The 26,046-nt window shown below is 53.3% G+C and carries 46 protein-coding genes; 6 read left to right on the forward strand and 40 right to left on the reverse strand.

The window, feature by feature from the left end:
- Nucleotides 1–331: 331 nt before the first annotated feature.
- A complete protein-coding gene (locus tag FT726_RS19365) occupies nucleotides 332–886 on the forward strand; it encodes a gamma carbonic anhydrase family protein (RefSeq protein ID WP_058776575.1) in 555 nt (184 codons plus the stop codon).
- Here the strand turns inward: FT726_RS19365 and FT726_RS19370 are convergent.
- Genes FT726_RS19370 through dprA form a run of 6 tightly spaced genes read right to left on the reverse strand, consistent with a single transcriptional unit; the run spans nucleotide 862 to nucleotide 4,648 of the window.
- A complete protein-coding gene (locus tag FT726_RS19370; RefSeq protein ID WP_058759902.1) occupies nucleotides 862–1,110 on the reverse strand; it encodes a DUF1488 domain-containing protein in 249 nt (82 codons plus the stop codon). The two genes, FT726_RS19365 and FT726_RS19370, sit on opposite strands and share 25 nt — an antisense overlap.
- A complete protein-coding gene (aroE, locus tag FT726_RS19375; RefSeq protein WP_059011755.1) occupies nucleotides 1,107–1,925 on the reverse strand; it encodes a shikimate dehydrogenase in 819 nt (272 codons plus the stop codon). Before aroE ends, FT726_RS19370 begins: the two co-directional genes overlap by 4 nt.
- 2 nt (nucleotides 1,926–1,927) lie before the next feature.
- Entirely contained in the window at nucleotides 1,928–2,503 is a 576-nt protein-coding gene (gene tsaC, locus FT726_RS19380) for an L-threonylcarbamoyladenylate synthase type 1 TsaC (RefSeq protein ID WP_104094137.1), read from the reverse strand.
- A gap of 2 nt (nucleotides 2,504–2,505) precedes the next feature.
- Nucleotides 2,506–3,054, reverse strand: coding sequence for a type I DNA topoisomerase (locus FT726_RS19385; protein ID WP_031279837.1), 549 nt, complete (start codon nucleotides 3,052–3,054; stop codon nucleotides 2,506–2,508).
- Nucleotides 3,055–3,078: 24 nt separating this feature from the next.
- Nucleotides 3,079–3,552 (reverse strand): DUF494 family protein Smg, encoded by a 474-nt coding sequence (gene smg / locus FT726_RS19390; RefSeq protein WP_031279836.1) that lies wholly within the window; start codon nucleotides 3,550–3,552, stop codon nucleotides 3,079–3,081.
- Nucleotides 3,524–4,648 carry a DNA-protecting protein DprA gene (dprA, locus tag FT726_RS19395; protein WP_346303246.1) on the reverse strand — a complete coding sequence of 375 codons (1,125 nt, stop codon included), beginning with the start codon at nucleotides 4,646–4,648 and terminating at the stop codon, nucleotides 3,524–3,526. The genes smg and dprA overlap by 29 nt, the downstream gene beginning before the upstream one ends.
- 115 nt (nucleotides 4,649–4,763) lie before the next feature.
- Between dprA and def the strand changes: the two genes are divergently transcribed.
- From def to mscL, 5 genes are all read left to right on the forward strand, one after another.
- Nucleotides 4,764–5,276, forward strand: a complete 513-nt coding sequence (def, locus tag FT726_RS19400; RefSeq protein ID WP_021508231.1) for a peptide deformylase — start codon at nucleotides 4,764–4,766, stop codon at nucleotides 5,274–5,276.
- A gap of 21 nt (nucleotides 5,277–5,297) precedes the next feature.
- Nucleotides 5,298–6,242: a methionyl-tRNA formyltransferase gene (gene fmt / locus FT726_RS19405; RefSeq protein ID WP_058759898.1), complete on the forward strand. Its 945-nt coding sequence runs from the start codon at nucleotides 5,298–5,300 to the stop codon at nucleotides 6,240–6,242.
- Nucleotides 6,243–6,287: 45 nt separating this feature from the next.
- Nucleotides 6,288–7,574 (forward strand): 16S rRNA (cytosine(967)-C(5))-methyltransferase RsmB, encoded by a 1,287-nt coding sequence (gene rsmB, locus FT726_RS19410; protein ID WP_346303247.1) that lies wholly within the window; start codon nucleotides 6,288–6,290, stop codon nucleotides 7,572–7,574.
- Between the two features lie 31 nt (nucleotides 7,575–7,605).
- Nucleotides 7,606–8,982, forward strand: coding sequence for a Trk system potassium transporter TrkA (gene trkA, locus FT726_RS19415; RefSeq protein WP_021508228.1), 1,377 nt, complete (start codon nucleotides 7,606–7,608; stop codon nucleotides 8,980–8,982).
- A gap of 108 nt (nucleotides 8,983–9,090) precedes the next feature.
- On the forward strand, nucleotides 9,091–9,501 hold the full coding sequence (gene mscL / locus FT726_RS19420) for a large-conductance mechanosensitive channel protein MscL (protein WP_021508227.1): 411 nt from the start codon (nucleotides 9,091–9,093) through the stop codon (nucleotides 9,499–9,501).
- Between the two features lie 19 nt (nucleotides 9,502–9,520).
- Here mscL and FT726_RS19425 read toward each other — a convergent pair whose 3' ends face one another.
- The 34 genes from FT726_RS19425 to FT726_RS19590 all read right to left on the reverse strand — a co-directional run.
- A complete protein-coding gene (locus FT726_RS19425; RefSeq protein ID WP_021508226.1) occupies nucleotides 9,521–9,739 on the reverse strand; it encodes an alternative ribosome-rescue factor A in 219 nt (72 codons plus the stop codon).
- A 50-nt stretch (nucleotides 9,740–9,789) separates the two neighbouring features.
- On the reverse strand, nucleotides 9,790–10,227 hold the full coding sequence (gene zntR / locus FT726_RS19430; protein WP_021508225.1) for a Zn(2+)-responsive transcriptional regulator: 438 nt from the start codon (nucleotides 10,225–10,227) through the stop codon (nucleotides 9,790–9,792).
- 1 nt (nucleotide 10,228) lies between these two features.
- Complete coding sequence (locus tag FT726_RS19435) at nucleotides 10,229–10,600, reverse strand: DUF1992 domain-containing protein (RefSeq protein WP_058776568.1); 372 nt, start codon at nucleotides 10,598–10,600, stop codon at nucleotides 10,229–10,231.
- Between the two features lie 111 nt (nucleotides 10,601–10,711).
- Nucleotides 10,712–11,098: a 50S ribosomal protein L17 gene (gene rplQ, locus FT726_RS19440; RefSeq protein ID WP_003850180.1), complete on the reverse strand. Its 387-nt coding sequence runs from the start codon at nucleotides 11,096–11,098 to the stop codon at nucleotides 10,712–10,714.
- Nucleotides 11,099–11,138: 40 nt separating this feature from the next.
- Nucleotides 11,139–12,128: a DNA-directed RNA polymerase subunit alpha gene (locus FT726_RS19445; protein ID WP_007891688.1), complete on the reverse strand. Its 990-nt coding sequence runs from the start codon at nucleotides 12,126–12,128 to the stop codon at nucleotides 11,139–11,141.
- Between the two features lie 25 nt (nucleotides 12,129–12,153).
- Nucleotides 12,154–12,774, reverse strand: coding sequence for a 30S ribosomal protein S4 (rpsD, locus tag FT726_RS19450; RefSeq protein WP_010618555.1), 621 nt, complete (start codon nucleotides 12,772–12,774; stop codon nucleotides 12,154–12,156).
- 33 nt (nucleotides 12,775–12,807) lie between these two features.
- On the reverse strand, nucleotides 12,808–13,197 hold the full coding sequence (rpsK, locus tag FT726_RS19455; protein ID WP_004160563.1) for a 30S ribosomal protein S11: 390 nt from the start codon (nucleotides 13,195–13,197) through the stop codon (nucleotides 12,808–12,810).
- Between the two features lie 16 nt (nucleotides 13,198–13,213).
- Complete coding sequence (rpsM, locus tag FT726_RS19460) at nucleotides 13,214–13,570, reverse strand: 30S ribosomal protein S13 (protein WP_021508223.1); 357 nt, start codon at nucleotides 13,568–13,570, stop codon at nucleotides 13,214–13,216.
- A gap of 146 nt (nucleotides 13,571–13,716) precedes the next feature.
- A complete protein-coding gene (gene rpmJ, locus FT726_RS19465; protein WP_071813610.1) occupies nucleotides 13,717–13,833 on the reverse strand; it encodes a 50S ribosomal protein L36 in 117 nt (38 codons plus the stop codon).
- Nucleotides 13,834–13,865: 32 nt separating this feature from the next.
- On the reverse strand, nucleotides 13,866–15,197 hold the full coding sequence (gene secY, locus FT726_RS19470) for a preprotein translocase subunit SecY (RefSeq protein WP_021508222.1): 1,332 nt from the start codon (nucleotides 15,195–15,197) through the stop codon (nucleotides 13,866–13,868).
- Between the two features lie 7 nt (nucleotides 15,198–15,204).
- On the reverse strand, nucleotides 15,205–15,639 hold the full coding sequence (gene rplO, locus FT726_RS19475; protein ID WP_021508221.1) for a 50S ribosomal protein L15: 435 nt from the start codon (nucleotides 15,637–15,639) through the stop codon (nucleotides 15,205–15,207).
- A gap of 3 nt (nucleotides 15,640–15,642) precedes the next feature.
- Complete coding sequence (rpmD, locus tag FT726_RS19480) at nucleotides 15,643–15,822, reverse strand: 50S ribosomal protein L30 (protein ID WP_013510758.1); 180 nt, start codon at nucleotides 15,820–15,822, stop codon at nucleotides 15,643–15,645.
- Nucleotides 15,823–15,827: 5 nt separating this feature from the next.
- On the reverse strand, nucleotides 15,828–16,328 hold the full coding sequence (rpsE, locus tag FT726_RS19485; protein WP_010618560.1) for a 30S ribosomal protein S5: 501 nt from the start codon (nucleotides 16,326–16,328) through the stop codon (nucleotides 15,828–15,830).
- Between the two features lie 14 nt (nucleotides 16,329–16,342).
- Complete coding sequence (gene rplR, locus FT726_RS19490) at nucleotides 16,343–16,696, reverse strand: 50S ribosomal protein L18 (protein ID WP_013510760.1); 354 nt, start codon at nucleotides 16,694–16,696, stop codon at nucleotides 16,343–16,345.
- A 9-nt stretch (nucleotides 16,697–16,705) separates the two neighbouring features.
- Nucleotides 16,706–17,239, reverse strand: coding sequence for a 50S ribosomal protein L6 (gene rplF, locus FT726_RS19495; protein ID WP_007891676.1), 534 nt, complete (start codon nucleotides 17,237–17,239; stop codon nucleotides 16,706–16,708).
- A 12-nt stretch (nucleotides 17,240–17,251) separates the two neighbouring features.
- Nucleotides 17,252–17,644 (reverse strand): 30S ribosomal protein S8, encoded by a 393-nt coding sequence (gene rpsH, locus FT726_RS19500; RefSeq protein WP_021508220.1) that lies wholly within the window; start codon nucleotides 17,642–17,644, stop codon nucleotides 17,252–17,254.
- A 32-nt stretch (nucleotides 17,645–17,676) separates the two neighbouring features.
- Nucleotides 17,677–17,982: a 30S ribosomal protein S14 gene (rpsN, locus tag FT726_RS19505; protein WP_010618564.1), complete on the reverse strand. Its 306-nt coding sequence runs from the start codon at nucleotides 17,980–17,982 to the stop codon at nucleotides 17,677–17,679.
- A 14-nt stretch (nucleotides 17,983–17,996) separates the two neighbouring features.
- Nucleotides 17,997–18,536, reverse strand: a complete 540-nt coding sequence (rplE, locus tag FT726_RS19510; protein ID WP_013510763.1) for a 50S ribosomal protein L5 — start codon at nucleotides 18,534–18,536, stop codon at nucleotides 17,997–17,999.
- A gap of 14 nt (nucleotides 18,537–18,550) precedes the next feature.
- Nucleotides 18,551–18,865 carry a 50S ribosomal protein L24 gene (gene rplX, locus FT726_RS19515; protein ID WP_021508218.1) on the reverse strand — a complete coding sequence of 105 codons (315 nt, stop codon included), beginning with the start codon at nucleotides 18,863–18,865 and terminating at the stop codon, nucleotides 18,551–18,553.
- A gap of 10 nt (nucleotides 18,866–18,875) precedes the next feature.
- Nucleotides 18,876–19,247: a 50S ribosomal protein L14 gene (gene rplN, locus FT726_RS19520; protein ID WP_006120590.1), complete on the reverse strand. Its 372-nt coding sequence runs from the start codon at nucleotides 19,245–19,247 to the stop codon at nucleotides 18,876–18,878.
- Nucleotides 19,248–19,415: 168 nt separating this feature from the next.
- Nucleotides 19,416–19,670, reverse strand: coding sequence for a 30S ribosomal protein S17 (gene rpsQ, locus FT726_RS19525; RefSeq protein ID WP_010618568.1), 255 nt, complete (start codon nucleotides 19,668–19,670; stop codon nucleotides 19,416–19,418).
- Nucleotides 19,670–19,858: a 50S ribosomal protein L29 gene (rpmC, locus tag FT726_RS19530; protein WP_021508217.1), complete on the reverse strand. Its 189-nt coding sequence runs from the start codon at nucleotides 19,856–19,858 to the stop codon at nucleotides 19,670–19,672. The genes rpsQ and rpmC overlap by 1 nt, the downstream gene beginning before the upstream one ends.
- A complete protein-coding gene (rplP, locus tag FT726_RS19535; protein WP_002438716.1) occupies nucleotides 19,858–20,268 on the reverse strand; it encodes a 50S ribosomal protein L16 in 411 nt (136 codons plus the stop codon). The genes rpmC and rplP overlap by 1 nt, the downstream gene beginning before the upstream one ends.
- A 12-nt stretch (nucleotides 20,269–20,280) precedes the next feature.
- Nucleotides 20,281–20,979: a 30S ribosomal protein S3 gene (rpsC, locus tag FT726_RS19540; protein WP_021508216.1), complete on the reverse strand. Its 699-nt coding sequence runs from the start codon at nucleotides 20,977–20,979 to the stop codon at nucleotides 20,281–20,283.
- A 17-nt stretch (nucleotides 20,980–20,996) separates the two neighbouring features.
- Nucleotides 20,997–21,329 (reverse strand): 50S ribosomal protein L22, encoded by a 333-nt coding sequence (gene rplV / locus FT726_RS19545; RefSeq protein ID WP_007891659.1) that lies wholly within the window; start codon nucleotides 21,327–21,329, stop codon nucleotides 20,997–20,999.
- A 13-nt stretch (nucleotides 21,330–21,342) separates the two neighbouring features.
- Nucleotides 21,343–21,621, reverse strand: a complete 279-nt coding sequence (rpsS, locus tag FT726_RS19550; RefSeq protein WP_001138115.1) for a 30S ribosomal protein S19 — start codon at nucleotides 21,619–21,621, stop codon at nucleotides 21,343–21,345.
- A 16-nt stretch (nucleotides 21,622–21,637) separates the two neighbouring features.
- Nucleotides 21,638–22,459 (reverse strand): 50S ribosomal protein L2, encoded by an 822-nt coding sequence (rplB, locus tag FT726_RS19555; RefSeq protein ID WP_010618573.1) that lies wholly within the window; start codon nucleotides 22,457–22,459, stop codon nucleotides 21,638–21,640.
- A gap of 17 nt (nucleotides 22,460–22,476) precedes the next feature.
- The gene (gene rplW / locus FT726_RS19560) at nucleotides 22,477–22,779 is read right to left on the reverse strand and encodes a 50S ribosomal protein L23 (RefSeq protein WP_010618574.1); all 303 of its coding nucleotides are present in this window, start codon (nucleotides 22,777–22,779) and stop codon (nucleotides 22,477–22,479) included.
- A complete protein-coding gene (gene rplD / locus FT726_RS19565) occupies nucleotides 22,776–23,381 on the reverse strand; it encodes a 50S ribosomal protein L4 (protein ID WP_021508215.1) in 606 nt (201 codons plus the stop codon). The genes rplW and rplD overlap by 4 nt, the downstream gene beginning before the upstream one ends.
- 10 nt (nucleotides 23,382–23,391) lie before the next feature.
- Nucleotides 23,392–24,018, reverse strand: coding sequence for a 50S ribosomal protein L3 (gene rplC, locus FT726_RS19570; protein WP_021508214.1), 627 nt, complete (start codon nucleotides 24,016–24,018; stop codon nucleotides 23,392–23,394).
- A 32-nt stretch (nucleotides 24,019–24,050) separates the two neighbouring features.
- Nucleotides 24,051–24,362 carry a 30S ribosomal protein S10 gene (gene rpsJ / locus FT726_RS19575; protein WP_006120582.1) on the reverse strand — a complete coding sequence of 104 codons (312 nt, stop codon included), beginning with the start codon at nucleotides 24,360–24,362 and terminating at the stop codon, nucleotides 24,051–24,053.
- Between the two features lie 306 nt (nucleotides 24,363–24,668).
- Entirely contained in the window at nucleotides 24,669–25,151 is a 483-nt protein-coding gene (gene bfr, locus FT726_RS19580; RefSeq protein ID WP_021508213.1) for a bacterioferritin, read from the reverse strand.
- A 103-nt stretch (nucleotides 25,152–25,254) separates the two neighbouring features.
- A complete protein-coding gene (gene bfd / locus FT726_RS19585; protein WP_346303248.1) occupies nucleotides 25,255–25,449 on the reverse strand; it encodes a bacterioferritin-associated ferredoxin in 195 nt (64 codons plus the stop codon).
- Nucleotides 25,450–25,627: 178 nt separating this feature from the next.
- On the reverse strand, nucleotides 25,628–26,046 hold a 419-nt coding region (locus FT726_RS19590; RefSeq protein ID WP_346303249.1), incomplete at its 5' end, for an EF-Tu/IF-2/RF-3 family GTPase.

Raw genomic sequence — 26,046 nt, forward strand, 5'->3', positions numbered from 1 at the left:
CGGTGCGACGCGGCGTTCGGCCTGCTGTCGCGAGGTGGCGTATATTACGCTTTCCTCCTTCAGAGTCAAACACTTTTTTCAGCGTTTTTCTCCGGCGGGGTGAATCGCTTCACGCCCTGCTGAGCCGCCTGCGTTGCCGCTTTGCCGTCTCAGTGGTGGCGCATTATAGGGATCCGGATTTTTTGCACAACCCCTTTTTTCGATCTTTTTTATCGACTGGCGAGTTTTCACTCTTTTCGCTGCGATCGCGAGCGATCCGCGCAAAAATCAGCTTGTTTACCCGCACCGGAAGCCGCAGGCTAGCGGGAAACATCAGAAAAGGAGAAATAGAATGTCTGTAGCCCTGCGCCCTTATAAGCAACATATTCCCCACACCGGTGAGCGCGTGATGGTGGATAGCAGCAGCGTGGTCGTTGGCGAAGTCGAGCTGGCTGATGATGTCAGCATCTGGCCACTGGTAGCAATTCGCGGTGACGTGAATAAAGTGGTGATTGGTAAACGCAGCAATATCCAGGATGGCAGCGTGCTGCACGTTACGCATAAATCCAGCAGTAATCCCGATGGCTTTCCATTGATCATCGGTGAAGACGTAACGGTGGGCCATAAAGCAATGCTGCATGGCTGCACCATTGGCAACCGCGTACTGGTGGGTATGGGCTCGATCCTGCTGGATGGTGCGATCGTCGAAGATGAGGTGATGATTGGCGCCGGCAGCCTGGTGCCACCCGGTAAACGCCTGCAAAGCGGCTATCTCTATTTAGGCAGCCCGGTGAAGCAGATCCGGCCACTAACCGAAGCGGAAATAGCCGGACTGCTTTACTCCGCTAACAATTATGTCGGCTGGAAAGATGAATATCTGACTCAGGGCAGCCACAGCCAGCCCTGATCGTCGGCCTGCTCCGCCCGGAGCAGCTGCTCGGCCTCTTCCTCCAGATCCCAGCGATGCGCGCTAAACAGCGCCATCGCCTCTCCGGCACCAAAACGCTGCTGCAGCGCCGGCAGCGATATTGCGCAGGTCAGTCCCATACCATTCACTAATACCGGGAACAGCACCGCCTGCCGGACTGCGTCCCAGCTTTCCCGATCGGGAAACTGGATAGCCTGGTTCATGCCTGCATCGCCTGTTTAAGTTGATCGATGACCGGCGCGATCTCCGGCATAACACCATGCCACAGCTGAAACGCATGCGCCGCCTGGCCCACCAGCATGCCAAGTCCATCCGCCAGCTGCTGTGTGCCGTGCTGCTGGCACCACGCCAGAAATGGCGTCAGCCCCTGCTGATAAAACATGTCGTAACAGCGCACCTGCGCATCAATCAGCGTAACCGGCAGCGGCGGCACGTCGCCCGCTACGCCGCTGGAGGTGGCATTGATGATCAGATCAAAACGTTCGCCGGCCAGTTGATCAAAACTCATCGCCTGGATCGCCCCACTGTGCTGGAAAAGCTCAGCCAGCTGTTGCGCGCGTTCTGCCGTGCGGTTAACTACCACCAGCGCGCAGCCCGTCGAGAGCAGCGGCAGGATCACCCCACGCGCCGCTCCGCCCGCACCCACCAGCAGAATGCGATCGCCCGGCCGGATCAGCAGCAGCCGTTGCAGATCGCTCAGCAGGCCGATGCCGTCCGTGTTATCACCCAGAATCGAACCATCGGCTCTCTTCTTTAAGGTATTTACCGCGCCGGATAATGCCGCGCGTTCGCTGAGCTCATCCGCGAACTCCCATGCCTGCTGTTTAAACGGCAGCGTAACATTGGCGCCTTTGCCACCGGCCGCAAAAAACGCCTCTATCGCCTGCGGGAACCCTTCCAGCGGTGCGCAGATGCGTCCGTAAGGATGTTCAATACCGGTCTGCTCAGCAAAAGCGGCGTGAATAAACGGAGATTTGCTGTGGGCGATGGGATGACCAAAAACGGCAAACTTTTCCATAATCAGCCCTGACGAATGAGTTCACCGCTGATGGCATCGCGGATTTCAGAAGGATTCAGGCGACCGCCGGTGGCCGCCTGCAATACCGGAAACTGCGAGCCAAACTGCTCTGCCACTTCGGCGGCGCTGCGGCACGGCGGCTGACCGGTTAAATTCGCGCTGGTTGAGACCAGCGGCTTGCCAAACCCGCGGCACAGCGCCTGAACCTGCGGATGATCGCTGACGCGAATCGCCAGCGAATCAAAGCGGCCGGTTAACCAGCGCGGCGTATGCGGCGAAGCAGGCACCACATAGGTGACCGGACCCGGCCAGCTGGCAAACATACGTTCGCGCTGCAGCACGGTGAGTTCGCGATCGGCAATATAAGGCTCGAGCTGCGCATAATCAGCGGCGATCAGGATCAGCCCCTTTTCTACCGGGCGCTGTTTCAGCTCCAGCAGGGCCATCACCGCGCTTTCGCTGTCCGGATCGCAGCCAAGGCCGAATACGGCTTCGGTAGGGTAAGCAATCACTTGCTGTTGCTGAAGTTGTTCGATGCAGAAGTCGAGGCTTCCGGGTGCATGCTGGCTCTGGTTCATGATCACTCTTCATCCTGGGCGATGGGCTTGCCGCAGCGTTTGCTGGCGCAGAAGCGCTTCATGCCCTGTGCGGTTTTCTTTTCTATTAATAACGGGAACTGGCAATGGGGGCAGACACCTTCCAGCGGCGTGGCGTTGATCGCGAACTGGCAGTCGGGATAACGATCGCAGGCATGGAAGGTTTTGCCATAGCGTGAACGGCGCTGCACCAGCTTGCCGCTGGCGCACTGCGGGCAGGCAATTGCGGTTTCGTCCGGCTTATCGATGGTTTCCGTGTAATCACACTCCGGATAGTGGCTACAGCCGACAAACATGCCGAATCGCCCCTGGCGCAGCACTTTGTCCGCACCACACTGCGGGCAGGCATGGCCTTCCAGCACTTTGACAATATGGCCATCACCCTGACTTTTCAGCGGGCGGATATAGTCGCAGGTTGGATAATTCACACAGCCGAGAAAAGGCCCGTGTTTGCCGGCACGTATCACTAATTCTGCCCCGCAGGCGGGGCAGGGATCGTGTTTACGCACGGTAAATAGTGCTGGTTTACTCATATTACCGAATGCATTAATCGCAAATTAATGCAGCATACCTTCATTGACGTCGAATAACAGTTCTTCCATCTGCTGATAGGCATTTTCACAGCCGGGGATGTTAAATAGCACCATCAGCACCACCCATTTGAGATCTTCCAGATCGAATTCCAGCGTATCAAGCGCCATAACCCGTTCGATGACCATTTCGCGCGTTTCCATATTCAGCACCTGGATTTGCTCCAGGAACAGAATAAAACCACGACACTCGGCATCTAAACGCTGGCTCTCTTCTTCCGTGTAGATTCGCATGGAGAGCGGATCGTTAGCCAGCAACACTGGCGCGACCAGGCCATCCTGATAATCCGCTAACCGCTCAAGCCAATTCAACGCATTGTAGATATCTTCGCGATGAAAACCGGCATCGGTTAAGTCATCGGTCAATTTATCCTGGTCAACGCGCATTTCAGCCTCGTTGTGGATATACGTCTCAAACAAGTACATAAGTACGTCGAACATGGCATGCCCTCCTCAATCGGACATAGCCGCCGGGTACAGCTGCGATCCATCCTGCTAACTCCAGCTCCAGCAATTGCGCTGCGATAACTGGCACAGGTTGGCCGGCACGTTCAGCGACGACGTCAACAGGTGTAACCTCATCACCTACGTTAGCCAACACGCTGGGAAATGGCAATGGCACATCATCACTGAGTTGTGAATATATTGTTTCTGAGATGCTGGCCGGCAACCATTGCAGGGCAGAATGCAAATCCTCAAGGATATTGTTGGGATGCGCCACCAGCAGCGCCCCCTGCTGAATCAGCCAGTGCGTGCCTTCACAGCCAGGGTTACCCAGTGCGCCAGGCAGCGCATACACGTTACGGTTTTGTTCCAGCGCATAGCGCGCCGTTACCAGCGAGCCACTCTTCAGCGACGCTTCAACCACCAGCACGCCATGACTCAGGCCGCTGATAATACGATTACGCCGCGGGAAATTTACCGCATGGGGCGCCATCGACAGCGGCAGTTCTGAAACCAGCGCGCCGCCGCTGGCGATGATCTCCTGTGCCAGCGGCTGATGGCTTTTCGGATAGAGATGATTCAGCCCGCTGCCCAGCACGGCCATGGTTTTGCCCTGCACTTCCAGCGCGGCACGATGCGCCACGCCATCAATACCGCGCGCCAGCCCGCTGGTGATGGTCAAACCGCTTAGCGCCAGCTGCTGGGTAAACCAGCTGCCCCATTCTCTGCCATACGGCGAACAGTGACGACTGCCGACCACCGCCAGTTGCGGTGTCGCGAGTGCAGAGAGGTCACCCGCTATATAAAGGGCAGCCGGATAGCGGCTGATTTCCCGCAAACGGGCGGGATAATGTGCATCGGTGCAGGCAATCAGATGATGTTGCGCCTGTTGCAGCCAGCGCTGCGTTTTTTCCAGCTGGCGTGGACAGAGGGCGAGAAACTGCTGCCGCTGCGTGTCGTCCAGCCCGTGCTGCTGCAGCCACGCGTCGTCAATGTGGCTGGCGGCCAGAAGCGCCATGATGAACTGACGGGCGCGCTCACCGCTTAAACCCCAGACGTAAGTCAGCCTGATAATCCTTTCACTGCGTTCCATGCTGCGCTCCCTGTCAGCCGTGCTCTGATGCGGCACAATGCTGTCAATCAGGCCCCAAAAAGTCTACAATATGAGGCAGTAATCTTTTCTTTAACGCATACAGATCTGGATATTTATGTCAGTTTTGCAGGTATTACATTTCCCTGACGATCGCCTTCGCAAAATTGCTGCACCCGTTGCGGCTGTGAATGCTGACGTTCAGCGTATTGTCGACGATATGTTTGAGACCATGTACGCCGAAGAAGGCATTGGTCTGGCGGCGACGCAGGTGGATATTCACCAGCGCATCATCGTGATTGATGTTTCTGAAAGCCGCGAAGAGCGCCTGGTGCTGATTAACCCGGAGCTGCTGGAAAAAAGCGGCGAAACCGGTATCGAAGAGGGTTGCCTGTCGATCCCGGAACAGCGGGCGTTTGTGCCGCGTGCCGAGCGGGTCAAAGTGCGCGCGCTGGATCGCGACGGTAACAGCTTCGAGCTGGAAACTGACGGTCTGCTGGCGATCTGCATTCAGCATGAGATCGACCATCTTGACGGTAAACTGTTTATTGATTATCTGTCGCCGCTGAAGCGTCAGCGTATTAAACAGAAACTGGAAAAACTGGCCCGCCAGAATGCGCGCGCATCCTGAGAGCGAACAGAAGGTTGAACTGTGTCTGCACCGTTAAAAATCATCTTTGCCGGTACTCCTGACTTCGCAGCGCGTCATCTCGACGCGCTGCTTGCTTCTGAGCATCAGGTGGTTGGCGTCTTTACTCAGCCCGACCGCCCTGCCGGACGTGGCAATAAACTCACGCCGGGCCCGGTAAAAGTGCTGGCTCAGGCGCATGATATCCCCGTGTTTCAGCCAAAGTCCCTGAAGCCGGAAGAGAATCAGCAGCTGGTTGCCGGACTGCAGGCTGATGTGATGGTGGTCGTCGCTTATGGTCTGATCCTGCCTCAGGCGGTGCTGACGATGCCGCGCCTTGGCTGCATCAACGTACACGGCTCGCTGCTGCCGCGCTGGCGCGGTGCGGCGCCGATTCAGCGCTCACTGTGGGCCGGCGATAACGAAACCGGTGTGACCATCATGCAGATGGACGTGGGTCTGGATACCGGCGATATGCTGCACAAAATAACCTGCCCGATTAATGCCGATGATACCAGCGCATCGCTGTACGACAAGCTGGCGCAACTGGGCCCGCAGGGGATGCTGACCACGCTCAGTCTGCTGGCCGCCGGCAGCGCGCAGCCCGAAGTGCAGGATGAGACCCTGGTAACTTACGCGGAAAAGCTCAGCAAAGAAGAGGCTCGTCTTGACTGGTCGCTCTCCGCTGTTCAGCTGGAACGGTGCATTCGCGCCTTCAATCCGTGGCCGGTGAGTTATTTCCTCATCGACGATCAGCCGGTCAAAGTCTGGCAGGCCAGCGTATTACCGCACCGCAGCGCCCAGCCGGGAGAAATTCTGCAGGCTGACAAACACGGCATCCAGATCGCGACCGCTGACGGCGTGCTGAATCTGCTCTCACTGCAGCCTGCCGGCAAAAAAGCCATGGCGGCGCAGGATCTGCTCAATTCGCGTCGTGAATGGTTTACACCCGGCACCGTTCTGGCCTGATTCTCCAGCCCGGTCTCCGCCGGGCTTTTTGTTTGATGAATGAATATGAAAAAAGCGACCAACCTGCGCAGCCTTGCCGCGCAACTGATTGAACGCGTGGTGGATAAAGGGGAATCGCTGAGCGCGATTCTGCCCGCTGCGCAAAAAACGCTGGCAAACAACGATGGCGCGCTGCTGCAGGAGTTGTGTTTTGGCGTGACGCGCACGCTGCCGCAGCTGGAAGCGTTGATTAATAAGCTGATGGCGCGGCCGTTAACCGGCAAACAGCGCGTGCTGCACTATCTGATCATGGTGGGCCTGTATCAGCTGCTGTATACCCGCGTTCCGCCGCACGCCGCGCTGGCCGAAACCGTAGCCGGGGCTGAAGCACTGAAGCGGGCAAATCTGAAAGGCTTGCTTAACGGCGTGCTGCGTCAGTTCCAGCGCCAGCAGGACGCACTGCTGGCGGAGGTCAATCAGGGCCCGCAGCGCTACTGGCATCCGGGCTGGCTGCTGAAACGGCTGCAGACCGCGTGGCCGGAGCAGTGGCAGCAGATTGTGGAAGCCAACAATCAGCGACCGCCAATGTGGCTGCGCGTGAATCGTCAGCATCACAGCCGTGACGCCTGGCTGGCGCTATTAACCCAGCAGAATCAAAATGCGTTTAGTGCTGACGCGCCGGATGCGCTGCGTCTTGAAGCACCGGCTCCGGTCAGTCAGCTGCCAGGCTTTGAGCAGGGCTGGGTGACGGTGCAGGATCTCTCTGCTCAGCGTTGCGCCCTGCTGCTGGCGCCGGAAAACGGCGAAACCATTCTCGACCTGTGCGCTGCGCCCGGCGGCAAAACCACCCATATTCTCGAAATTGCGCCGCAGGCCCGCGTGATGGCGGTGGATATCGATGCGCAGCGCCTGTCGCGCGTGACGGAAAACCTGCAGCGTCTGGGGATGCAGGCTGACGTGCGTCAGGGCGATGGCCGCACGCCAGCGGCCTGGTGCGGCGAGCAGCAATTCGACCGCATCCTGCTGGATGCGCCCTGCTCGGCCACCGGCGTTATTCGACGCCATCCGGATATCAAATGGCTACGCCGCGATCGCGATATCGACGAACTCGCCGCGCTACAGCGTGAGATTCTGGCGGCCATCTGGCCTCGCCTGAAATCGGGCGGTACGCTGCTTTATGCCACCTGCTCAGTGCTGCCGCAGGAGAACCAGCAGCAGATCGATGCTTTCCTCGCGACGCATGACGATGCGGTGCCGCAGGCACTGCCACATGGGCAACTTAACGGCTGGCAGGTTTTCCCTGCCATCAATGGCGGCGACGGTTTCTTCTACGCTAAGCTGATGAAAAAATAGTGCAGCGCACAGTGACAAGAGCAACGTATCCATGAAAATTATTATCCTCGGCGCCGGCCAGGTGGGCGGCACGCTCGCTGAAAACCTGGTGGGCGAAAACAATGACATCACCGTGGTTGATAGCGATCCCTCACGCTTACGCGTGCTGCAGGATAAGTTTGACCTGCGCGTGGTGCAGGGCCATGGTTCGCACCCGCGCGTGTTGCGTGAAGCCGGCGCCGAAGATGCGGATATGCTGGTGGCGGTGACCAGCTCTGACGAAACCAACATGATTGCCTGTCAGATTGCTTACTCGCTGTTTAACACGCCAAACCGCATTGCCCGTATCCGCGCCGCCGATTATCTGCGCGATGCGGAAAAGCTGTTCGTGCCGGAAGCGGTACCCATCGACCATTTGATCTCGCCCGAGCAGCTGGTGATCGACAACATCTATCGGCTGATTCAGTACCCTGGCGCGCTGCAGGTGGTGAATTTTGCCGAGGGCAAAGTCAGCCTGGCAGTGGTCAAAGCCTATTACGGCGGACCGCTGGTGGGCAATCCGCTGTCGATCCTGCGTGAACATATGCCGCATATCGATACCCGCGTAGCCGCCATTTTCCGTCAGGATCGCCCGATCCGCCCGCAGGGATCGACGATTGTCGAAGCTGGCGATGAAGTGTTTTTTATTGCCGCCAGTCAGCATATTCGTGCGGTGATGAGCGAGATGCAGCGGCTCGAAAAGCCCTATAAACGCATTATGCTGGTCGGCGGTGGCAATATCGGCTTTGGCCTGGCGCAGCGGCTGGAGAAGCAGTACAGCGTTAAGCTGATAGAACGTAATCAGCAGCGCGCGGCTGAACTGGCTGAACATCTGCAGGATACCATCGTGTTCTATGGCGATGCCTCGGATCAGGAATTGCTGGCAGAAGAGCATGTCGATCAGGTCGATCTGTTTATCGCCGTCACCAACGACGATGAAGCCAATATCATGTCAGCGATGCTGGCCAAAAAGATGGGCGCGAAAAAAGTGATGGTACTGATCCAGCGTCGCGCCTATGTCGATCTGGTGCAGGGCAGCGTGATCGACATTGCGATCTCACCGCAGCAGGCCACAATTTCTGCGCTGCTTGGCCACGTGCGCAAAGCCGATATTGTCGGCGTCTCTTCACTGCGCCGCGGTATTGCGGAAGCCATCGAGGCCATCGCCCACGGTGATGAAACCACTTCGCGCGTGGTCGGCCGCCTGATTGAAGATATTAAACTGCCGCCGGGCACAATTATCGGCGCGGTGGTGCGTGGTGATGACGTGATCATCGCCAATGATAATGTGCGTATTGAGCAAGGCGACCACGTGATCATGTTCCTCACCGACAAAAAGTTTGTGCCGGACGTTGAGCGTCTGTTCCAGCCGAGCCCGTTCTTCCTGTAACGCGTTGTGATTGGGCTGAAGTGAGAGTGGTGTTTAATCCATTGTTATAATGGCAATTACACGAAGGTTTGTTAGACTTTAGCCATTGGCCAAGGCAAGGAGATAACAATGAGTTTATTCAAAGAGTTTCGTGATTTTGCGATGCGTGGCAACGTGGTGGACCTGGCGGTCGGTGTGATCATCGGTGCTGCGTTCGGTAAGATCGTATCGTCACTGGTTGCGAACATCATTATGCCACCGCTCGGTTTACTGATTGGCGGCGTCGACTTTAAGCAGTTTAAATGGGTACTCAAGCCAGCAGAAGGCGATATCCCCGCGGTGGTGATGGAATACGGTAACTTTATTCAGACGGTATTTGATTTCATCATCGTGGCGTTTGCTATCTTCATTGCCATCAAAGTAATGAATAAACTGTATAAAAAGAAAGAAGTGGAAAAACCAGCGCCTAAACCGACCAATGAAGAAGTGCTGCTGACCGAGATTCGCGACCTGCTTAAGCAACAAAATAATAAAGTGTGATAAATAAAAGCCGCCCGTTTCAGGCGGCTTTTTTGTCACTAAAGCAGAAGGCCAGAGGTAAACACTGTTGCTTACCGCTGGCCTCCTGATTCGCTCCCTTCGCGTGTTTATCTTTACGCCGGTAGCTGCCTTTCCCCTTCTGATTGCGCTCAACTCGCTGGCGATACAGCGGATCGTGTAACAGGGCTTCCAGGGCGTTATCGTTAATTTTGCCTTTTCGATGCTGATAGTGACTCATATCGTCCTCCGGTTAGTGATGGCGCAACTATAGTCCCTGTGCGCCAGAATTCAATCCTTGCTACAACAAATTTCAGGATGCGGATCTTCACCGGTTTCCAGTGCCTCGAGGATCGAACAGCAGGCGCTACTGTGGCGGTCGCCACAGCAGGTTTCCGCCAGCCGTTGCAGTGAGCGCTGAATGGTTTGCAGCTCGCCAATCATACTGTTCACCTCATCCAGCCGTTTCGCCACGATCGCTTTTGACTCTTCACAGGTATGATGCTCTGGATCGATGCGGATCGACAGCAGGTCGCGGATCGATTCCAGGCTGAAACCAAGCTGCCGGCCGTAACGGATAAAACGCAGGCGCTGCAGATCGTTATCGCTGTACAGGCGGAAGCCACCCTCGGTGCGTACCTCATGATCCATCATCTGCTGCTTTTCATAAAAGCGAATGGTGTCCGGCGTCACGTCCGCCAGTTTTGCCAGCTGGCCAATGCGATACATATTATTTCTCCTGCTGTAGCCGCTGACCGATCGCCGGGCGGTATTCGCCACGCAGAAAATCGGTGCTCATGCCGGCCTGCTGCAGCTTCATTTCCAGCAATGTCAGCCGTTTGGCCAGTTCGCGCGCCTCGCTGTCATCAGGATCGAGTTCGCGAAGCAGATCGCTCAGTGCCAGTGCGTCGCGGCGCATCTCCAGTTCCGGTGGGAGATAACCGGCGTTTTTCAGCAGTCGCCAGGCACTGCGCAATTCCGCCGGCACACCACTGTCATCGTCCAGCGTGAGCGGCGCACCTTCACCAGGCAGATTGCTCAGCTCGCCCTTTTCCTGAGCGGCGCGGATGTGTTGCTCAGCCAGCTGATCGATAAGCCACATAGAAACCTCCTGCAGGCATGTCTGCCAACAGCATAGCGAATGGAGGGGAAATGGGAAGAAATGACAGGCAATAAAAAACCCGCCGAAGCGGGTTTTTTACGTTACTGCAAATTACTCTGCAGCAGCTTCTGCTTGAGCTTCTGGACGATCAACCAGCTCGATGTATGCCATCGGAGCGTTGTCACCAGCACGGAAGCCACACTTCAGAATGCGAGTGTAACCACCGGCACGGCTCGCGAAACGCGGGCCCAGCTCGTTAAACAGTTTTGCCACGATCTCGTTATCACGAGTACGGGCGAATGCCAGACGACGATTAGCTACGCTGTCGGTCTTGGCAAGAGTAATCAGCGGCTCAACTACGCGACGCAGCTCTTTGGCTTTCGGCAGAGTCGTCTTAATGATCTCATGACGAACCAGAGAACCAGCCATGTTGCGGAACATAGCCTGACGATGGCTGCTGTTGCGGTTCAGTTGACGACCACTCTTACGATGGCGCATGACCTTATCCTTCTCAGTGAAACCTTAACCTGCGATCCGGTTATTCATCAGCAATGCTTGCCGGTGGCCAGTTTTCCAGGCGCATGCCCAGAGACAGACCACGTGATGCGAGCACGTCTTTAATCTCGGTAAGAGATTTTTTACCCAGGTTAGGCGTTTTAAGCAGCTCAACCTCGGTACGCTGTACCAGATCACCGATGTAGTGGATAGCTTCTGCCTTGAGGCAGTTAGCAGAGCGGACAGTCAATTCCAGATCGTCAACAGGGCGCAGCAGGATCGGATCGAATTCTGGTTTCTCTTCTTTGACTTCCGGCTGACGTACATCACGTAAGTCAACGAAAGCTTCCAGTTGTTCTGCCAGGATGGTCGCCGCACGACGAATCGCCTCTTCAGGATCGATTGTGCCGTTGGTTTCCATTTCGATGACCAGCTTGTCCAGGTCGGTGCGCTGTTCTACACGCGCTGCTTCAACATTGTAGGCGATACGGTCTACAGGGCTGTAGCAAGCGTCAACCAACAGACGGCCGATTGGGCGCTCATCTTCTTCCGAATGAATTCGGGCAGAAGCCGGCACATAACCACGACCACGCTGAACTTTGATACGCATGCTAATAGACGCGTTTTCATCGGTCAGATGGCAGATCACATGCTGCGGCTTGACGATTTCGACATCACCGTCGTGGGTAATGTCGGCTGCAGTCACAGGGCCAATGCCAGATTTATTCAGAGTGAGGATGACTTCATCTTTACCCTGAACTCTTACCGCCAGCCCTTTCAGATTGAGCAGGATTTCCAGGATATCTTCCTGTACGCCCTCTTTGGTGGAGTACTCGTGCAGCACGCCATCAATCTCAACCTCGGTCACCGCGCAACCCGGCATGGAAGAAAGCAGAATACGGCGCAGTGCGTTACCAAGAGTATGGCCAAAGCCACGCTCTAACGGCTCAAGGGTCACCTTGGCGTGCGTCGAACTCACTTGCTCGATATCTACCAGGCGCGGTTTTAGAAACTCTGTCACAGAACCCTGCATTGTGTCCTCTCTTTGGTACTAAGCTTTACTTAGAGTAAAGCTCGACGATCAGGTGTTCGTTAATGTCCGCAGACAGATCGGTACGCTCAGGAATACGCTTGAACACACCTTCCATCTTAGTCGCATCAACTTCCAGCCAGGTTGGCTTTTCACGCTGCTCAGCCAGCTCCAGAGCGGCCTTCACGCGAGATTGCTTTTTGGCTTTCTCACGGATGCTTACGACATCATTCGGAGATACCTGATAAGAAGCGATGTTAACAACGCGACCGTTTACCATTACAGATTTGTGGCTAACCAGCTGACGTGCTTCTGCACGAGTGGCACCAAAGCCCATACGGTAAACTACGTTATCCAGACGACCTTCCAGCAGAGCTAACAGGTTTTCACCGGTGTTGCCTTTCAGACGCGCTGCTTCTTTATAGTAGTTACGGAACTGACGCTCCAGCACGCCGTAGATACGACGAACTTTTTGCTTTTCACGTAACTGGCCGCCGTAATCAGACAGACGCGGTTTACGCGCACCATGCTGACCAGGGGCTTGTTCAATTTTGCACTTGGAATCAATCGCGCGAACGCCAGACTTAAGGAATAAGTCGGTGCCCTCACGACGGCTCAGCTTGAGCTTAGGACCCAAATATCTTGCCATTTTCTTTCTCCAACTAACCTAAAAAACGGAACGTTAAACGCGACGTTTTTTCGGCGGACGACAACCGTTGTGAGGGATCGGAGTCACATCAGTAATATTAGTGATGCGGAAACCAGCGGCGTTCAGAGCACGAATAGTAGATTCGCGGCCTGGACCCGGACCCTTAACCATAACTTCCAGGTTCTTAATACCGTAATCTTTCACGGCTTCTGCACAGCGCTCTGCAGCGACCTGAGCAGCAAACGGAGTAGATTTACGTGAACCGCGGAAACCGGAACCACCGGCGGTTGCCCAACCCAGTGCGTTACCCTGACGATCAGTAATAGTAACGATGGTGTTGTTAAAAGACGCATGGACATGAGCCACGCCATCTGAGACTTGTTTTCTTACACGCTTACGTGCACGAACTGGTGCCTTTGCCATTATTTACTCACCCCGATTATTTCTTGATCGGTTTACGCGGACCCTTACGGGTACGTGCGTTGGTCTTAGTACGCTGACCGCGCACCGGCAGACCACGACGATGACGTAAACCACGGTAGCAACCAAGGTCCATCAGACGCTTGATGCTCAGGGTGATTTCACGGCGCAGATCACCTTCAACAACGAATTTACCAACTGCTTCACGCAGCTGATCAATTTGTTCTTCAGACAGCTCACTGATCTTAACATTTTCAGCGATGCCCGTTTCAGCACAGATGGCTTTAGAACGGGTTTTGCCGATACCGAAGATCGAAGTTAATGCGATAACGGTATGTTTTTGATCAGGAATGTTAATGCCTGCTATACGGGCCACTATGCACTCCTATAATTAAATAAATGCGTACCATGCTGAAAAGCCCGTTTTCAGGATACTCAAATGGAAACGCATCGACATACAAAAGATTGGCTGGCTAATCTAGCCAGCTCAACCCGACTTTGCAAGAAAAATATGTGACTTAATCAGCCCTGGCGCTGTTTATGCTTAGGCTCGGAGCTGCAGATCACACGTACGACACCGTCGCGACGAATGATTTTGCAGTTACGACATAATTTCTTGACGGAAGCACGAACTTTCATTTTTACTCTCCGTAACTTCTCAAGCTACTGAATTAACGGCCATAGCCTTTCAGGTTAGCTTTCTTCAATGCAGACTCGTACTGACTGGACATCATCAGAGTTTGCACTTGAGCCATAAAGTCCATGATGACAACCACTACAATCAGCAGCGAGGTGCCGCCAAAGTAGAAGGGAACCTTCATGGCATCACGCATGAACTCCGGGATCAGGCAGATAAAAGTAATATACAGTGCGCCGATTAAGGTCAGACGTGTCATTACTTTATCGATGTACTTCGCCGTTTGCTCTCCCGGACGAATTCCCGGTACGAATGCACCAGACTTCTTCAGGTTATCTGCTGTTTCACGCGGGTTGAAAACCAACGCCGTGTAGAAGAAACAGAAGAAGATGATTGCAGTCGCATAGAGTAGCACATAAAGCGGCTGTCCTGGCTGCAAATACAGCGAAATTGTTGTCAGCCAGTTCCAACCGGTACCGCCCCCGAACCAGGATGCTATCGTCGCCGGGAACAGGATAATGCTGGAAGCAAAGATGGCTGGGATTACGCCCGCCATGTTCACTTTCAACGGTAAATGTGTGCTCTGTGCAGCATATACACGACGACCTTGCTGACGTTTAGCGTAGTTGACCACAATGCGGCGCTGGCCACGCTCAACGAAAATAACAAAGAACGTCACTGCAAATACAAGAACTGCAACCAACAGCAACAGAAGGAAGTGCAGGTCGCCTTGCCGCGCTTGCTCGATGGTATGGCCAATGGCCGGCGGTAAACCCGCAACAATACCCGCGAAGATAATGATTGAAATACCGTTACCGATACCTCGTTCAGTAATCTGTTCGCCCAGCCACATCAGGAACATGGTTCCGGTAACCAGACTTACAACAGCGGTAAAGTAGAAAGCAAAGCCTGGATTTAATACCAGGCCCTGCATTCCAGGCATATTCGGCAGACCGGTAGCAATACCGATCGACTGGAATATAGCCAGAACCAGTGTGCCGTAGCGAGTGTATTGGCTGATCTTACGACGACCAGCTTCACCCTCTTTCTTAATCTCGGCCAACGCGGGATGAACCACCGTCAGCAGCTGGATAATAATAGAGGCCGAAATATACGGCATAATACCCAGCGCGAAGATTGAGGCACGACTGAGAGCACCACCAGAGAACATGTTAAACATTTCAATGATGGTGCCACGCTGTTGCTCAAGCAGTTTGGCAAGTACAGTGGCATCGATACCGGGGATTGGAATAAAAGAGCCAATACGGAAGACAATCAGTGCACCGATTACAAACAAAAGTCTGCGCTTCAGTTCACCAAAGCCACCTTTGGCACTTTGAAAATCTAATCCCGGTTGCTTTGCCATCTGCTACTTATTCCTCGATTTTACCGCCAGCAGCTTCGATTGCAGCACGAGCACCTTTGGTGACACGCAGACCACGAATCGTAACAGGTGCAGATACTTCACCAGACAGGATCACTTTCGCGAACTCAATCTGTACACCGATGATGTTAGCTGCTTTCAGCGTGTTCAGGTCGACGATACCGCCTTCCACTTTCGCCAGATCAGACAGACGCACTTCTGCAGTCACGAATGATTTGCGCGAGGTGAAGCCGAACTTCGGCAGACGACGGTACAGAGGCATCTGACCACCCTCGAAACCACGACGTACGCCACCGCCAGAACGAGACTTCTGACCTTTGTGACCACGACCGCCGGTTTTACCGAGGCCAGAACCGATACCACGGCCCAGACGCTTGGAAGCGTGTTTAGACCCTTCGGCCGGAGACAGAGTGTTTAAACGCATCTCTTACTCCTCCACTTTCAGCATGTAAGAAATCGCGTTGATCATACCGCGTACAGCTGGCGTGTCTTCACGCTCAACGGTGTGACCAATACGACGCAGACCCAGACCAACCAGAGTGGCTTTGTGCTTAGGCAGGCGGCCGATTGAGCTACGGGTTTGTGTAATTTTGATTGTCTTAGCCATCGTGATTACCCCAGAATTTCTTCAACGGATTTACCACGCTTGGCAGCAACCATATCCGGAGACTTCATATTGCCCAGGCCGTCGATAGTTGCACGAACCACGTTGATCGGGTTGGTGGAACCATAGGCTTTAGCCAGAACGTTATGAACTCCAGCGACTTCCAGAACGGCGCGCATTGCACCGCCGGCGATGATACCGGTACCTTCAGAAGCCGGCTGCATGAACACACGAGAACCCGTGTGCGCACCTTTAACCGGGTGCTGCAGGGTGCCGTGAGTCAGCGCGACATTAACCATATTGCGACGAGCTTTTTCCATCGCTTTCTGGATCGCTGCTGGAACTTCACGCGCTTTACCGTAACCAAAACCAACGCGGCCGTTACCATCACCCACTACAGTCAGAGCGGTGAAGGAGAAAATACGACCACCTTTCACAGTTTTAGAGACACGGTTTACCGCGATCAGTTTTTCCTGCAGGTCGCCAGCTTGTTTCTCGATGTGTGCCATCTTAGACCTCTACCTTAGAACTGAAGGCCAGCTTCACGAGCAGCATCTGCAAGTGCCTGGACGCGACCATGATATTGGAAACCGGAACGGTCGAAAGAAACATCTTTGATGCCTTTTTCGATAGCGCGCTCAGCCAGAGCTTTACCTACAGCTGCAGCGGCGTCTTTGTTACCGGTATACTTCAGTTGTTCAGCGATAGCTTTTTCTACAGTAGAAGCAGCAACCAGAACTTCGGAACCGTTCGGGGCGATTACCTGTGCGTAAATGTGACGCGGGGTACGATGTACCACCAGGCGAGTAGCACCCAGCTCTTTGAGCTTGCGACGTGCACGGGTCGCACGACGGATACGAGCAGATTTCTTATCCATAGTGTTACCTTACTTCTTCTTAGCCTCTTTGGTACGCACGACTTCGTCGGCGTAACGAACACCCTTGCCTTTGTAAGGCTCAGGACGACGGTAGGCGCGCAGATCAGCTGCAACCTGACCAATCAGCTGTTTATCAGCGCCTTTCAGCACGATCTCAGTCTGAGTTGGACATTCAGCAGTGATGCCGGCCGGCAGTGCATGGTCAACCGGGTGAGAGAAGCCCAGGGCCAGACTCACAGAGTTGCCTTTAACAGCTGCACGATAACCAACACCAACCAGTTGCAGCTTCTTGGTGAAGCCTTCGGTAACACCGATAACCATGCCGTTCAGCAGCGCACGGGCAGTACCTGCCTGTGCCCAACCATCCGCATAACCTTCGCGCGGAGCGAAAGTCAGGGCGTTGTCTGCATGCTTAACTTCTACAGCACTGTTGATAGTACGAGTCAGCTCGCCGTTTTTGCCTTTGATCGAAACTTCCTGACCGTTGAGTTTTACCTCTACGCCGGCAGGAACAACGACAGGTGCTTTTGCAACACGAGACATTTTATCCTCCGATTACGCTACGTAGCAGATAATTTCGCCACCAAGACCAGCCTGGCGCGCTGCACGATCAGTCATGACACCTTTAGAGGTAGAAATTACAGCAATGCCCAGACCGGCCATAACTTTTGGCAGCTCATCTTTTTTCTTATAGATGCGCAGACCTGGACGGCTAACACGCTGAATGCTTTCTACAACAGCTTTACCCTGGAAGTACTTAAGAGTCAGTTCCAGTTCCGGCTTGATGTCGCCTTCGATTTTAAAATCTTGAATATAGCCTTCTTCCTTCAGCACGTTGGCAATTGCCACTTTCAGCTTGGAGGAAGGCATAGAGACCGCAACTTTGTTCGCGGCCTGACCGTTACGGATACGGGTCAGCATATCCGCGATCGGATCTTGCATGCTCATCTGTGTTACTCCCGTGATTCAAATGGTGACAATTACCAGCTAGCCTTTTTCAGACCCGGGATTTCACCGCGCATAGCGGCTTCACGGACCTTGATACGGCTCAACCCAAACTTCCGCAGGAAACCGTGCGGACGACCTGTCTGACGGCAGCGGTTACGCTGACGTGAAGGGCTGGAATCACGCGGCAGACTCTGCAGCTTGAGAACGGCGTTCCAACGGTCTTCGTCGGATGCGTTCACATCAGAAATGATCGCTTTCAGTTCAGCGCGTTTTGCGAAGAACTTGTCTGCTAATTTCACACGCTTAACTTCGCGTGCTTTCATAGATTGCTTAGCCATTAAGTAACCCTACCTTACTTGCGGAACGGGAAGTCAAAGGCAGCCAGCAGAGCACGGCCTTCATCATCAGATTTCGCAGTAGTGGTAATGGTGATATCCAAACCACGAACGCGATCGACTTTGTCGTAGTCGATTTCTGGGAAGATGATCTGCTCACGAACGCCCATGCTGTAGTTACCACGACCGTCGAAAGACTTCGCGGACAGACCACGGAAGTCACGGATACGCGGTACAGCAATAGTGATCAGACGCTCAAAGAACTCCCACATGCGCTCGCCACGCAGAGTTACTTTACAGCCGATCGGATAGCCCTGACGGATTTTGAAGCCTGCAACTGATTTGCGTGCTTTGGTGATCAGCGGTTTTTGACCGGAGATTGCTGCCAGGTCAGCTGCTGCGTTATCCAGCAGTTTCTTGTCAGCGATCGCTTCACCAACACCCATGTTCAGGGTGATCTTCTCGACCCGAGGGACTTGCATGACAGAATTGTAGCCAAACTCTGTCATGAGTTTCTGGACTACTTCGTCTTTGTAGTAATCATGCAGTTTCGCCATCGTACTACTCCAAATTACTTGATAGTTTCGCTGTTAGACTTGAAGAAACGGACTTTTTTACCGTCTTCGAATCTAAAGCCTACACGGTCAGCCTTGCCGGTTGCCGCATTGAAGATTGCAACGTTAGAAACCTGAATAGCAGCTTCTTTTTCAACGATGCCGCCTGGTTGGTTCAGAGCCGGAACCGGCTTCTGGTGTTTCTTAACCAGGTTGATACCTTCAACGATGACCTTACCAGAAGTCAGGACATTCTTTACTTTACCGCGTTTACCTTTGTCTTTACCGGTAAGCACGATAACTTCGTCGTTACGACGGATTTTCGCTGCCATTGTTCGCTCCTTAGAGTACTTCTGGTGCCAGAGAGATAATTTTCATGAACTTTTCAGTACGAAGTTCACGAGTTACCGGCCCAAAAATACGCGTTCCGATAGGCTGCTCGCTGTTATTGTTCAGAATAACGCATGCATTACCATCGAAGCGAATGACAGAACCGTCCGGGCGACGAACACCCTTCCTGGTGCGCACCACTACCGCTTTCAGGACATCACCTTTTTTCACCTTGCCACGCGGAATTGCTTCCTTGATGGTCACTTTGATGATATCGCCGACGCCTGCGTAGCGACGGTGCGAGCCACCCAGAACCTTGATACACATTACGCGACGTGCACCGGAGTTGTCGGCGACGTTCAGCATAGTCTGTTCTTGGATCATTTTAGTGCTCCGCTAATGTCAACTACTACTTCGGGACCCAAACCTCAGGTCGTTAAAAAGCCCCATAATTGAGGGCGCGGCATTATAACACCGGTTCTCGCAGATGGGTAGAAAAAATGAACGGCTCCATAGAGCCGTTCATTTTGTTTTTAGAGGAAGCGGATTCTATTACAGAATCGCTTTCTCTACAACGCGAACCAGAGTCCAGGACTTAGTCTTGGACAGTGGACGGGTTTCGCGGATTTCAACCACGTCACCAATTCCACACTCGTTGTTCTCGTCATGGATGTGCAGCTTAGTCGTACGCTTAATGAATTTACCGTAGATCGGGTGCTTCACGAAACGCTCGATAGCAACAACAGCAGATTTCTGCATTTTGTCACTAACAACACGACCCTGCAGAGTACGGATTTTATCGGTCATTACGCCGCCTTCTCAGTCAGTAAAGTCTTAACGCGTGCAACATCACGGCGAACTTGCTTCAGCAGATGGGTCTGCTGCAGCTGGCCAGATGCTGCCTGCATGCGCAGGTTAAACTGCTCGCGCAGGAGGTTAAGCAGCTCAGTGTTCAGCTCTTCAACGCTTTTTTCACGCAGCTCAGTTGCTTTCATTACATCACCGTCTTAGTTACAAAGGTGGTTTTGATAGGCAGTTTTGCTGCTGCCAGCTTGAATGCTTCACGGGCCAGCTCTTCCGGTACACCGTCCATTTCATACAGGACTTTACCAGGCTGGATCAGGGCAACCCAATACTCCACGTTACCCTTACCTTTACCCATACGCACTTCCAGCGGCTTCTCGGTGATTGGTTTGTCCGGGAATACACGGATCCAAATCTTACCTTGACGCTTAACTGCACGGGTCATAGCACGACGTGCTGCTTCGATCTGACGAGCAGTCAGACGACCACGGCCAACAGCTTTCAGACCGAAAGTACCGAAGCTAACATCCGTACCCTGCGCCAGACCGCGGTTACGGCCTTTGTGCACTTTACGGAATTTCGTACGCTTTGGTTGTAACATCAGCGACTCTCCTTACTTACGGCCTTTACGCTGCTGCTTTTTAGGTTGAGCAGCCGGTTCCGGTTGTTCAACAGCAGCCATACCACCCAGGATCTCACCTTTGAAGATCCATACCTTAACGCCGATTACACCATAAGTGGTGTGCGCTTCAGAGGTGTTGTAGTCAATGTCAGCACGCAGAGTGTGCAGCGGTACACGACCTTCACGGTACCATTCGGTACGTGCGATCTCAGCACCGCCCAGACGGCCGCTAACTTCAACTTTGATACCTTTAGCGCCCAGACGCATTGCGTTCTGTACAGCACGCTTCATCGCACGACGGAACATCACACGACGCTCCAGCTGTGAAGTGATGCTGTCAGCAACCAGTTTTGCGTCCAGTTCCGGTTTACGGACTTCGGCGATATTGATCTGTGCAGGAACGCCAGCGATGTTCGCTACGACCGTGCGCAGTTTTTCAACGTCTTCACCTTTTTTACCGATAACGATACCCGGGCGAGCGGTGTGAATGGTCACACGGATGCTCTTAGCCGGACGCTCGATAACGATGCGAGATACAGACGCTTTTGCCAGTTCTTTGTTCAGGAACTGACGTACTTTAAAGTCGCTGTCCAGGTTGTCAGCGAATTCTTTGGTGTTCGCAAACCAGGTAGAGTTCCATGGTTTTACAATACCCAGGCGAATACCATTAGGATGTACTTTCTGACCCATTGCTAGTCTCCAGAGTCTCAGCGATCGGACACAACCACAGTAATGTGGCTGGTGCGCTTCAGGATGCGATCTGCACGACCTTTAGCACGCGGCATAATGCGCTTCATGCTAGGGCCTTCATCTACGAAAATTTTCGCAACTTTCAGATCGTCGATATCAGCGCCATCGTTGTGTTCGGCGTTAGCAATGGCAGATTCCAGGACTTTCTTAACCAGTACAGCCGCTTTCTTGTTGGTGTAAGTCAGAATATCCAGAGCCTGCGACACTTTCTTACCGCGAATCAGGTCAGCAACAAGGCGAACCTTCTGAGCAGAAGAACGAGCATGGCGATGTTGAGCAATAGTTTCCATCTCTTCCTCCTACTTATTTCTTCTTGGCTTTCTTATCAGCAGCGTGGCCGCGATAAGTACGTGTCGGTGCAAATTCACCCAGCTTGTGGCCGACCATTTCGTCGGAAACAAAGACAGGAACGTGCTGACGACCATTATGGACAGCGATGGTCAAACCGATCATGTTAGGGAAGATCGTTGAACGACGGGACCAAGTGCGCAGGGGCTTCTTGTCACCGCTTTCCACCGCTTTCTCTACCTTCTTCAGCAAGTGCAGGTCAATAAAAGGACCTTTCTTGAGAGAACGTGGCATGGCTTATCCTCTAAAATTATTTGCTACGGCGACGTACGATAAATTTATCAGTACGCTTGTTGCTACGGGTCTTCTTACCTTTGGTCTGAACGCCCCACGGAGTTACCGGGTGCTTACCAAAGTTACGACCTTCACCACCACCGTGCGGGTGATCGACTGGGTTCATCGCAGTACCGCGAACGGTAGGACGAACACCACGCCAACGGGTTGCACCGGCTTTACCCAGAACGCGCAGCATGTGCTCAGCGTTACCGACTTCGCCCAGGGTTGCGCGGCAGTCAGCTTCGACTTTACGCATTTCGCCTGAACGCAGACGCAGGGTAACGTAGGAACCTTCACGCGCAACGATCTGCACGTAAGCACCAGCAGAACGGGCAATCTGACCGCCTTTACCTGGTTTCATTTCTACGTTATGCACGGTTGAACCAACCGGGATGTTACGCATCGGCAGGGTGTTACCTGCTTTGATCGCAGCATCAACGCCAGACTGAATCTGGTCGCCAGCTTTCAGGCCCTTAGGGGCCAGGATGTAACGGCGCTCGCCATCTTTGTACAGAACCAGTGCGATGTTCGCAGAACGGTTCGGATCGTACTCAAGACGCTCAACAACTGCCGGGATACCATCTTTGTTGCGTTTGAAGTCAACAATACGGTAAGCCTGCTTGTGACCACCACCGATATGACGGGTAGTGATACGACCATTGTTGTTACGACCACCGGATTTGCTGTTTTTTTCAACCAGCGCGGCAAAAGGCTTGCCTTTGTGCAGCTCAGGGTTCACCACTTTAACAACGTGACGACGACCCGGAGATGTCGGTTTACATTTAACAACTGCCATTGTCTTTCTCCTCCGACTTACTCAGCGCCGCCGACGAAGTCCAGGTTCTGGCCTTCTTTCAGGGTGACGTAAGCTTTTTTCCAGTCGCTACGACGACCGATACGCTGTCCGTGACGCTTAACTTTACCCTTAACAACCAGGGTGTTTACGTCTTTCACTTCTACTTCGAACAGTTTCTCAACAGCAGCAACGATCTCTGCTTTGGTCGCGTCTTTGGCAACTTTGAGAACGATGGTATTGGTTTTTTCCATCGCGGTTGATGCTTTTTCAGATACGTGCGGCGCGCGCAGTACTTTCAGCAGACGTTCTTCACGGATCATGCCAGCATCTCCTCAACTTGCTTAACTGCTTCTGCAGTCATAACGACTTTGTCGAAGGCGATCAGGCTAACTGGGTCGATACCCGCTGCATCACGCACGTCAACCTTGTACAGGTTACGCGCAGCCAGGAACAGATTCTCATCCAGTTCACCGGTGATGATCAGCACGTCTTCCAGCGCCATGTCTTTCAGTTTCTGTACCAGCAGCTTAGTTTTAGGCGCTTCAACAGAGAACGACTCGACAACGATCAGACGGTCCTGACGTACCAGCTCGGACAGGATGCTTTTCAGCGCGCCGCGGTACATCTTTTTGTTAACTTTTTGACTGTGGTCCTGTGGACGCGCAGCGAAGGTCACGCCACCTGAACGCCAGATCGGGCTCTTGATAGAACCTGAACGCGCACGGCCGGTGCCTTTCTGACGCCATGGCTTTTTGCCTGAACCAGTTACTTCAGCACGAGTTTTCTGCGCGCGAGTACCCTGACGAGCACCTGCAGCGTAAGCAACAACAACCTGGTGAACCAGCGCTTCGTTGAAATCACGACCGAAGGTAGTTTCGGAAACAGTCAGCGCGCTCTGCGCGTCTTTCAGTACTAATTCCATTGCTATCCCCTTACGCCTTCACAGCTGGTTTAACAATCAGGTCGCTGCCGGTTGCACCCGGGACAGCACCTTTGACCAGCAGCAGGTTGCGCTCAGCGTCAACACGTACTACTTCCAGGCTCTGAACGGTTACGCGCTCATTACCCAGCTGACCAGCCATTTTCTTGCCTTTGAACACTTTGCCCGGAGTCTGGTTCTGACCGATAGAACCCGGAACGCGGTGAGACAAGGAGTTACCGTGTGTAGCGTCCTGGGTACGGAAGTTCCAGCGCTTAACGGTACCAGCGAAACCTTTACCTTTAGAGGTACCGGTAACGTCTACTTTTTTAACGTCAGCGAAAATTTCAACACTGATGCTCTGGCCAACAGAGTATTCTTCACCTTCGGTGCGGAATTCCCACAGACCACGGCCAGCTTCAACGCCAGCTTTAGCAAAATGACCTGCTTCCGGCTTACCAACACGGTTTGCTTTTTTCGCACCGGTGGTAACCTGGATCGCCTGGTAACCATCGTTTTCCAGACCTTTGACCTGGGTAACGCGGTTTGCTTCAACTTCGATTACGGTTACTGGGATTGAAACGCCTTCTTCAGTGAAGATGCGCGTCATGCCCACTTTTTTACCGACTAAACCAATCATTGTATCAACCTCTCAATCGCTCGATGACCTGATTAACCCAGGCTGATCTGCACGTCAACACCGGCAGCCAGATCCAGACGCATCAGAGCATCAACGGTTTTTTCAGTTGGCTCAACGATGTCTACCAGACGCTTGTGAGTGCGGATTTCGTACTGATCACGCGCATCTTTGTTAACGTGCGGAGAGATCAGAACGGTGAAGCGCTCTTTGCGAGTCGGCAGCGGGATCGGACCACGTACCTGCGCACCAGTGCGCTTGGCAGTCTCGACGATTTCCGCGGTTGATTGATCGATCAGGCGATGATCAAACGCTTTAAGACGGATACGGATTCTTTGGTTCGACATGAGACCAAGGCTCCAAACATTTTATAAACGAAAAAAATTACTACCCGCACCCATTACGATTGATGGGGGAGTGTAATCGTTCAGCATATAACTCCCCAATCGGGAGTATTGTCAGGCGATACACTAATCGCTATCGCCTGCGATTCTGCTCGAATCGCGCCACACCAATATCGGCAGGCCCGCGCATTATACGCAAATCTGTTCAGGAAGCAACCCATGCTGCGTTTTTAACCGCAAATGCGCGCGCCGGTAAAAAAGCCCGCACGGGGCGGGCTGCAATCAACAGGTGGGACGGCATAGCAAACGCTACTTATCGCCCTCTTCTTTCAGCTGGGCCTGCAGATAGTTTTGCAGACCCAATTTCTGAATCAGGTCGAGCTCAGTTTCCAGCCAGTCGATATGGTGCTCTTCATCTGCCAGAATCTCGATCATCATGTCGCGGCTGACGTAATCATGAACTTTATCGGCGTACGCAATCGCCTCGCGTAAGTCTTTCGCCCCTTCCAGTTCGAGCGTCAGGTCCGACTGCAGCATTTCCGGCACGTCTTCACCAATGCGCAGCCGGCCGAGATCCTGCAGATTAGGAATGCCTTCGAGAAACAAAATGCGTTCGATGTACTTATCCGCATGTTTCATTTCATCAATGGATTCATGGTATTCGACATCGTTGAGGCGTATCAGGCCCCAGTTTTTGAACATGCGCGCATGTAGAAAGTACTGGTTGATTGCAACCAGTTCATTTCCCAGCAATTTATTGAGGTGAGTAATGATTTTGCCGTCGCCCTTCATTTTGCTTCCTCCGCTTGCAGATAAATAGAGCGTAGATGCGGATAAAAAGAAGTCAAAAAAACGCGACAGTTTTTGGGGTTATTCAGGCGAAGCGGATGCGTAGTTACGCTATCTCTTTGTAAAGCGGCACTTTTTGCATTTCATCATCCATAATCTCGCGCGCCACGCGAATACACTTGCCGCACTGCTTGCCGACAGGCACCAGCTGGCGCAGTTGCTGAATCGATTTGGGTTGATAACGGCGGACAACTTCACGCAGGGTTCGGTCGCTTACGGCATTACACAGACAGACGTACATTTACAGCCCACTCCAGTACAATTTCTGATCAAAGTTTAAATGAGAATGGTTTTTATTTCAACGTAGCTTTTGTGTGGGATTAGTGGTGCCGGTCAATGCAAAGCAAAAAAAAAAGAGCACCGAAGTGCTCTTTTTCATGCTGCGGTGGCAACCGGAGTTACCACCGTTATTAACGCAATTAAGCGAGAACTTCAGCAACAACGCCCGCGCCAACGGTACGGCCGCCTTCGCGGATTGCGAAACGCAGACCCTGGTCCATCGCGATTGGGTGGATCAGCTCAACGGTCATTTTGATGTTGTCGCCTGGCATTACCATCTCAACGCCTTCTGGCAGTTCGATGTTGCCGGTCACATCAGTAGTACGGAAGTAGAACTGTGGACGGTAGCCTTTGAAGAACGGAGTATGACGGCCGCCTTCGTCTTTAGACAGTACGTACACTTCTGATACAAACTTGGTGTGTGGCTTGATGGTGCCTGGCTTAGCCAGAACCTGACCACGCTGGATCTCTTCACGCTTGATACCGCGCAGCAGAACACCACAGTTCTCGCCTGCCTGACCCTGGTCCAGCAGTTTGCGGAACATTTCAACACCGGTAC

Origin of the sequence: Pantoea sp. Morm (assembly GCF_016643525.1) — a bacterium.
Lineage (GTDB): Bacteria > Pseudomonadota > Gammaproteobacteria > Enterobacterales > Enterobacteriaceae > Pantoea > Pantoea dispersa.